Source organism: Sphaerisporangium dianthi (assembly GCF_042654065.1).
GTDB classification, from domain to species: Bacteria; Actinomycetota; Actinomycetes; order Streptosporangiales; family Streptosporangiaceae; genus Sphaerisporangium; species Sphaerisporangium dianthi.
On sequence record NZ_JBHSFP010000038.1, the window covers coordinates 72,195 to 80,327 of the forward strand.

Genomic DNA, 8,133 nt, shown 5'->3' on the forward strand with positions numbered 1-8,133 from the left:
CCCTGTGGCCGCCCGCGGCGGCGGGGCGACCCTGGAGGCATGACACCGGTCCTGCCCGAGGAATGCGACGTCCTTCTCCGCGACGGCGGCATCGCGCACATCCGGCCGCTGCGGCCCTCCGACGCCGAAGCGCTGCACGCGCTGGTCGACCGCTCCTCCGAACGCTCGACCTACCTGCGCTTCTGCACCGGGGGCACCGGCACGGCGCACAGCTACATGGACAGGATGACCGGTCCGGGCTACCAGGGACGGGCGCTGGTCGCGCTGCTGCGCGGCCGGCTGGCCGGCGTGGCCGAGTGCGTCGGCGGCGACCCCGGCGGGCGGGGCGACCTCGGCATCCTGCTCGACGACCAGAGCCACGGTCACGGCCTGGGCACGGTGATGCTGGAGCACCTGGCGCACGACGCCGCGGAGCACGGCGTCAAGGAGATCGTCGCGGACGTGCTCCCGGAGAACCGGCCGATGCTCAAGGTGCTGGGCGACACCGGCCTGCGGGTCACGCGCGCGTACGTCGACGGGATGGTGCAGGTCGTCATCTCGACGGGCGCCACCGGCGAACTATTGGCCAGGATCGAGGCGCGTGAGCACGAGGCCGACCGCAACTCGCTGGCCGCCGTGTTCGCCCCGCGGGCCGTCGCGGTCGTCGGGGCGGGCCGCGCCCCCACGGGCATCGGGCACCGCGTGCTCGCCAACCTCGTCGAGGGCGGCTTCCCCGGTCCGATCTACCCGGTCGACCCCCACGCGGCCGAGGTGTGCGGGCTGCGCGCCTACCCCGACCTGGCCTCCGCGCCGGGAGAGGCGGACCTGGCCGTCGTCGCCACCCCGGCGGCGACGGTCCTCGACGTCGCCCGCGACTGCGCACGCCACGGCGTGCGCGCGCTGGTCGTCGTCAGCGCCGGCTTCGCCGAGGCGGGACACGGCGAGCAGGAGGCCGAACTGCTGAAGATCTGCCGCGAGGCGGGCATGCGGCTGGTCGGCCCCAACTGCCTGGGCGTCGCCGACACCACCACCTCGCTCAACGCGAGCCTCCTGCCCCGCCGGCCCCGCGCCGGCGGGCTCGGCCTGATGTCGCAGTCCGGCGCCATCGCGGTCGCGGTGATCGACCGCGCCGCCGAGGTGGGCCTCGGCATCTCCTCCTTCGCCTCGGTGGGCGACAAGGCCGACGTCAGCGGCAACGACCTGCTGGAGTACTGGGAGGACGACCCCGCCACCGAGGTCGTCGCGCTCTACCTTTCCTCCTTCGGCAACCCGCGCCGCTTCGGCCGCGTCGCCCGCAGGGTCAGCGCGGTCAAGCCGGTCGTCGTGGTCAAGAGCGGCCGCGGCGCCGCGGCGGACCGCGCCGTGCGCTCCCGCACCGCGGCCGCCGCCACCCCGGACGCCGCGGTGGACGCCCTGCTGCGCGCCTCCGGAGTCATCAGGGAGGACAGCGTGCAGGACATGCTGGACACCGCGCGGCTGCTCGCGCTCCAGCCGCTCCCGGCCGGCCGCCGGGTGGCGATCGTCGGCAACTCCGGCGGGCCGCAGGCCCTGACCGCCGACGCCTGCGAGCAGCGCGGCCTGGTGGTCCCCGAGCTCTCCCCGGCCACCCTCGCGGCGCTGCGCTCACGGCTGGGCCCGGCCGCGGCGCTCGCAAACCCCGTCGACGTCACCGCCGACGGCACGGCCGCCGAACTGGCCGGCTCGGTGACGGCGGTGCTGGCCGACCCGGGAGTCGACGCCGTGCTGATCGTCTACACCCCGCCGTTCGGCTCGGGCCTCGCGGCGACCCGGGAGGCGATCGACGCGGCGGCCCGTGGGGCGGCCAAGACCGTGCTGGCGTGCGTCGCCGGGCACGACGGGCTGATCGGCGCCCGTCTGCCGAGCTACGCCTTCCCCGAGCAGGCGGTGCACGCGCTCGGGCGTGCCGTCGACTACGCCGCGTGGCGGTCGCGTCCGGCCGACCCGCCGGTGGAGGTGCCGCCGGTCCACACCGCGACCGCCCGCCGGATCGTGCGCGACGAGCTCGCCGGGAACCCGGGCGGACGCCGGATGGACCACGACGCCGCGGCGCGGCTGCTCGGCTGCTACGGCGTGCGGGTGGCCGAGACCGTGACGGTGACCGGCCCCGAGGAGGCCGGGCGGGCCGCCGCCCGGCTCGGCCTGCCCGCCGTGCTCAAGGCGGCCGGCCCCGATCTGGTCCACAGGAGCGAGGTGGGCGGCGTCCGGGCCGGACTGCGTGACGCCGCGGAGGTCGAGGAGGCCTACCGGGCGATGGCGGAGCGCGTCGGGCCGGCGATGACCGGCGCGCTGGTCCAGCGCATGGCCGGCGAAGGCGTCGAGATGATCGTCAGCGGCGTGGCGCACGAGGCGTTCGGGCCGCTGGTCATGGCCGGCATGGGCGGGGTCATCGCCGAACTGCTCGCCGACCGCGCCTTCCGGGTCCCGCCGATCAGTCACGCCGAGGCCGCGCGTATGCTCGGCGAACTGCGGTGCGCTCCTCTCCTGCACGGGTATCGCGGCCGTCCCGCGGTGGACGTGGAAGAGTTGGAGGCGAACATCATCGGGGTAGGGCGGCTCATGGACGACATTCCCGAGATCGCCGAGCTCGACCTCGACCCGGTGATCGTCATGCCCTCCGGCGCGGTCGCCGTCGATGTACGGGTGCGGCTGGCTTCCGCCTCGCCGCTGCCTTCCCCGTACCGCCGTCGTCTGCGGTGAGGGGCCACGACCATGGAAAGAGGACAGAGATGAACGACCGCGTCGCCCCTCCGTCGCTGGAAGAGCTCGACCTTGAGGAGTGCCTGCGGCTGATCGCCCCGGGAGGAGTCGGCCGGGTGGGCTTCACCGCGGGCGGCGGTCCGGTGATCCTGCCGGTCAACTACACCCTGTACGAGAAGTCGGTGCTGTTCCGCACGGCCCTCGGCGGCCCGCTGGACGAGGATCTGAGCACCGGGGTGGCGGGGGTCGAGCTGAAGGTCGCCTTCGAGGTGGACGACTTCGACGTGGCGGCCCGCGTGGGCTGGAGCGTCCTGATCCAGGGGGCCGCCCACCGGGTGTCCTCCGATGACGAGCTCGCCGCCGTGCGGGGCGCCGCCGTGGAGCCGTGGGCGGGCGATGAGCGGCGGCTGTACGTCCGGATCAACCCGGTCCAGATCACCGGCCGTCGCATCCGCAGGTCGTAGGCGCCGCGGCCATCGCCCGGCACGACGCGAAGGAGCCGGCGCGGGAAGGGGCTGATCGCCCCTGTCCGCGCCGGCTCCTCCAGGCCTGAGCCCGTGTCCCACCGGGTCCGTAGCGCTCCGGCCTCCGGTCCAGGCAGGGCAGGAGGTCAAAGGTAGACCTGCGGGGCGGACGCCAGGTCGTCGGTCGTGAACGTCAGGCCCGCGTCCACGCCCACCACGCCGTCGACCGCCTCGACGGCGCCGGTGACGCGCTCGGTCTGCGAGCGCAGGGCGACACGGCCGCGCAGCGTCACCACACCGGCCTCCACCAGGACGCTCAGCGGCGCCGGATCGGCGTCGGCCTCCGCGATCGCCCGCCGTACGTCGCGCTCGATCTCGGCGGCCGGGCGGGTGAAGACCTTGAGCAGATCCCCCTGGTGAACGGTTCCGGCCACCCGGCCGGTCATCACGTTGATCACGGGGAGCTGCTTGATGCGGTGGACGTGCATCAGCCGCGCCGCGTCGCGCACAGGGGTGCCCTCGGTCACCGTGATGGCGGGACTCGTCATGATCTCGCGTGCCGTGGTGCCGGCGGCCTTGCGGTGCTCGGCCCGCCGCGTCCGGCCCTCGAACAACCCGCCAGCCGTGGAACCGGGGTGGATCTCCTTCAGCAGCGCGTCGTCCGCCATGACGACGCCCACCGGCCTGCGGTCAGCGTCCACGATCGTGACGGCGCCCACGCCGAAGCGGCGCATCGTCTCCACCAGCTCGGCGAACGGCGCGTCCAGGGAGGCCGTGATGGCCACCATTCCCATGACGTCCCTGACCTTCATCGTCATGACGAACCTCCTTGCTCTCACCTCCACGATGCCCGCGCGCGGGCGGCCCCATCAGCGGTGAAGGTCACCACGACCAGGGACGTTGGTCTCCGCCGGCAGGCGGGCCGCCGCGCGACGAAGGTCATCGGCTCCCGGGACGTTCGCCCATACGCCCCGGCCCGGCACGGGAGCAGGGTGGAGTCGACAGCCACCCCGTTCTGGAAGGTGCATCGTGAGCGTTAAGGCCGACATCGGGCGGACGGCGGACAGGTCGTGGCGCGGCTTCTCCGGCGGCACATGGCGTACCGCCATCGACGTGCGCGACTTCATCCAGGCCAACTACACACCCTACGAGGGCGACGAGTCGTTCCTCACGGGAGCGACCGGGCGGACGCGGGCCGTCTGGGGCAGGATCGCCGCGATGTTCCCCGAGGAGCGGCGGCGGGGCGTGTACGACGTCGACGCCGCCACGCCCTCGTCGATCACCTCCCACGCCCCCGGCTACATCGACAAGGACCGCGAGCTGATCGTCGGCCTGCAGACCGACGCCCCGCTGAAGAGGGCGATCATGCCGAACGGCGGCCTGCGCATGGTCGAGTCGGGCCTCGAGGCCTACGGCCTCAAGCTCGACCCCCTGGTGCGCGACATCTTCACCAAGTACCGCAAGACCCACAACGCCGGCGTCTTCGACGCCTACACCCCGGCGATCCGCCGGGCGCGGCGCTCGCACATCATCACCGGCCTGCCGGACGCCTACGGGCGCGGGAGGATCATCGGCGACTACCGCCGGGTCGCCCTGTACGGCGTGGACCGGCTGGTCGAGGTCAAGACCGCCGAACTGCACACCCTGGACGACCGGCCCTCGCTGGAGGAGTCGATCCGCGACCGCGAGGAGCTGTCCGAGCAGATCAGGGCCCTGGGCGAGCTGAAGACGATGGCCGCCTCCTACGGGTACGACATCTCCGGCCCGGCCGGCGACGCCCGCGAGGCCGTGCAGTGGCTGTACTTCGCCTACCTGGCGGCGGTGAAGGAGCAGAACGGCGCCGCCATGTCCCTCGGCCGCGTCTCGACCTTCCTGGACGTCTACCTCCAGCGTGACCTGGACGACAAGACGATCACCGAGGAGCAGGCGCAGGAACTCGTCGACGACCTGGTGATCAAGCTGCGCATCGTGCGCTTCCTGCGCACCCCCGATTACGACCAGCTCTTCTCGGGCGATCCGACCTGGGTCACCGAGTCCCTCGGCGGCATCGGCGCCGACGGCCGCACCCTGGTCACCCGGACGAGCTACCGCTTCCTGCAGACCCTGCGCAACCTCGGCCCCGCTCCCGAGCCGAACCTGACCGTGCTGTGGTCGCCGTCCCTGCCCGAGGCGTTCAAGCGGTTCTGCGCGCGGATCTCCGTCGAGACCAGCTCGATCCAGTACGAGAGCGACGACCTGCTGCGCGTGCGCTTCGGGGACGACACCGCGATCGCCTGCTGCGTGTCGGCCATGGAGGTGGGCAAGAAGATGCAGTTCTTCGGCGCCCGCGTCAACCTGGCCAAGACGCTGCTGTACGCGATCAACGGCGGGCGCGACGAGATGAGCGGAGAGCAGATCGGCCCGGCCCACCCGGCGCTCACCGGCGAGTACCTCGACTTCGAGGAGGTCTCGGCCGCGCTGGACAGGATGATGGACTGGCTGGCCGAGACCTACGTCAACGCGCTCAACGTCATCCACTACATGCACGACAAGTACGCCTACGAGCGCGTGGAGATGGCGCTGCACGACTACCCGGTCAAGCGCACCCTGGCCTGCGGCATCGCCGGCCTGTCGGTCGCCGCCGACAGCCTGTCGGCCATCAAGCACGCCCGCGTCAAGGTGATCCGCGACGAGACGGGGCTGGCCGTGGACTACGAGGTCGAGGGCGGCTACCCCTCCTACGGCAACAACGACGACCGCGCCGACGCCCTCGCGGTCGAGCTGGTCGGCGCGTTCATGCGCAAGATCAGGCGGCACCCGTCCTACCGGGGCGCCGAGCACACCCAGTCGGTGCTCACCATCACCTCCAACGTCGTCTACGGCAAGCACACCGGCAACACCCCCGACGGCCGCCGCACGGGTGAGCCGTTCGCCCCGGGCGCCAACCCGATGAACGGGCGTGACAGGCACGGCGTGGTCGCCTCGGCCCTGTCGGTGGCCAAGCTGCCCTACGACCAGGCGCAGGACGGCATCTCGCTCACCAGCACCGTCACCCCCGGCGGCCTGGGCCGCACCGAGGACGAGCGGGCCGCCAACCTGGCCGGGGTGCTGGACGGCTACTTCGACGCCGGCGGCTTCCACATGAACGTCAACGTCCTCGACAGGGCGACCCTGCTTGACGCCATGGAGCACCCCGAGCTGTACCCGCAGCTCACCGTCCGGGTCTCCGGCTACGCCGTGAACTTCGTCCGACTGACTCCGGAGCAGCAGAGCGATGTCGTCGATCGAACCTTCCACGGCACCTTGTGAGCGCGGGTCCGTCCACTCCTTCGACATCTCGACAGGAGTGGACGGACCGGGCACCCGGTTCGTGCTGTTCACCGCCGGGTGCCCGCTGCGCTGCCTGTACTGCCACAATCCCGAGACCTGGCGCATGCGCGAGGGGCACCGGGAGACCGCCGACGCGGTGATGGCCGAGATCGGCAAGTACCGCAGGTTCATCCAGGTCGCCGGCGGCGGGGTGACCATCAGCGGGGGAGAGCCGCTGCTGCAGCCCGCCTTCACCGGCGAACTGCTGCGCCGCTGCCACGACAGCGGCCTGCACACCGCCCTGGACACCTCCGGGTACCTGGGGGAGCGCGCCACCGACGCCATGCTCGCCGACACCGACCTGGTGCTGCTCGACATCAAGTCCTTCGATCCCGCCGTCTACCGGCGCCTGACCGGCGCCCCGCTGGCCCCGACGCTGCGCTTCGCCCGCCGCCTGGCCGAGCTCGGCAGGCCGGCGTGGATCCGCTACGTCCTGGTCCCCGGGCTCACCGACGCGGAGTCCCACATCGACGGGCTGGCGGAGTTCGTCGCCACGCTGCCCAACGTCGAGCACCTGGAGGTGCTGCCCTTCCACCGCATGGCCGCGCACAAGTACGCCGACCTCGGCCTTCGCTACCCCTTGGCCGACGTGGAACCGCCGTCGGCCGAGCTGCTGGAGCGCGTCCACGCCCGGTTCCGCGCGCACGGGGTCGACAGCCGCTGAGCGTCGCTACCACGGAGCACGCCTGAGGGGCTACCGTCCGACTATGATTCGGGTGTTCCTAGTAGATGATCATGAAGTGGTCCGGCGCGGCGTCGCGGCCCTGCTGGAGGCCGAGGACGACATCGAGGTCGTCGGCGAGGCCGGCACCGCCGAGTCGGCGATCGCGCGCATACCCGCGCTCAAGCCCGACGTCGCCGTGCTCGACGTCCGGCTCCCCGACGGCAGCGGCGTCGACGTCTGCAGGGAGGTCCGCTCGCGCATGCCCGAGCTGGCCTGCCTCATGCTGACGTCGTACGCCGACGAGGAGGCGCTGTTCAACGCGGTGATGGCCGGCGCGGCCGGCTATGTGCTGAAGCAGATCCACGGCTCCGACCTGGTCGGGGCCGTGCGCACCGTCGCGGCGGGGCAGTCGCTGCTCGACCCGCGCACCACCGCCACCATGCTCCAGCGGCTGCGCCAGCAGGCCTCCCACAAGGATCCGCTGGCCGCGCTGACCGACCAGGAGCGCCACATCCTCGAGCTGATCGGCGAAGGGATGACCAACCGGCAGATCGGCGAGCGCCTCTTCCTGGCGGAGAAGACCGTCAAGAACTACGTCTCCAACCTGCTGGCCAAGCTGAACATGCAGCGCCGCACCCAGGTGGCGGCGCTGGCGGCCCGCCTCAAGGCCGACAAGCCCGACCGCGACGCCGAGTAACCGGCCACCACCCGCGCCCCGGCGCGAGTGCCGGGGCGCCGCGGGTCCTGGCCGGGCACGAGGCCCGCGCACGCGAGAGCGCCCGCACCTCCTTGGCGGAGGGCGGGCGCCGGGAGCGCCATGGCCGGGTCACTTGAGGATCGGGTACCGCTTGACCAGGGTGGTGCGGCTCCACCACTCGCCGAGGCCGAGGGTGTCGCCGGCGGCGGCCAGGGCCAGGCCCGCCAGCACGATCGCGTAGACGATGTGCTCGTCGAGGAAGG

At 72.6% G+C, this 8,133-nt stretch carries 6 protein-coding genes; 5 read left to right on the top strand and 1 reads right to left on the bottom strand.

The window, feature by feature from the left end; all coding sequences use genetic code 11:
• Positions 1–39 precede the first annotated feature (39 nt).
• Together ACFO60_RS35225 and ACFO60_RS35230 are read left to right on the top strand one after the other, a co-directional pair.
• Positions 40–2,697: a GNAT family N-acetyltransferase gene (locus ACFO60_RS35225; protein ID WP_380849747.1), complete on the top strand. Its 2,658-nt coding sequence runs from the start codon at positions 40–42 to the stop codon at positions 2,695–2,697.
• A 29-nt stretch (positions 2,698–2,726) separates the two neighbouring features.
• Positions 2,727–3,161, top strand: a complete 435-nt coding sequence (locus ACFO60_RS35230) for a pyridoxamine 5'-phosphate oxidase family protein (protein WP_380849750.1) — start codon at positions 2,727–2,729, stop codon at positions 3,159–3,161.
• A 146-nt stretch (positions 3,162–3,307) separates the two neighbouring features.
• Here ACFO60_RS35230 and ACFO60_RS35235 read toward each other — a convergent pair whose 3' ends face one another.
• Positions 3,308–3,979, bottom strand: a complete 672-nt coding sequence (locus tag ACFO60_RS35235; protein WP_380849753.1) for a CBS domain-containing protein — start codon at positions 3,977–3,979, stop codon at positions 3,308–3,310.
• A gap of 211 nt (positions 3,980–4,190) precedes the next feature.
• Here ACFO60_RS35235 and pflB point away from each other — a divergent pair, with 211 nt between their 5' ends.
• From pflB to ACFO60_RS35250, 3 genes are read left to right on the top strand one after another with little or no spacing between them, the layout of a single operon-like run.
• Positions 4,191–6,449 carry a formate C-acetyltransferase gene (gene pflB / locus ACFO60_RS35240; RefSeq protein WP_380849756.1) on the top strand — a complete coding sequence of 753 codons (2,259 nt, stop codon included), beginning with the start codon at positions 4,191–4,193 and terminating at the stop codon, positions 6,447–6,449.
• Complete coding sequence (gene pflA / locus ACFO60_RS35245) at positions 6,415–7,173, top strand: pyruvate formate-lyase-activating protein (protein WP_380849759.1); 759 nt, start codon at positions 6,415–6,417, stop codon at positions 7,171–7,173. Before pflB ends, pflA begins: the two co-directional genes overlap by 35 nt.
• A gap of 43 nt (positions 7,174–7,216) precedes the next feature.
• Positions 7,217–7,870: a response regulator gene (locus ACFO60_RS35250; protein ID WP_380849762.1), complete on the top strand. Its 654-nt coding sequence runs from the start codon at positions 7,217–7,219 to the stop codon at positions 7,868–7,870.
• Positions 7,871–8,133: the final 263 nt, after the last annotated feature.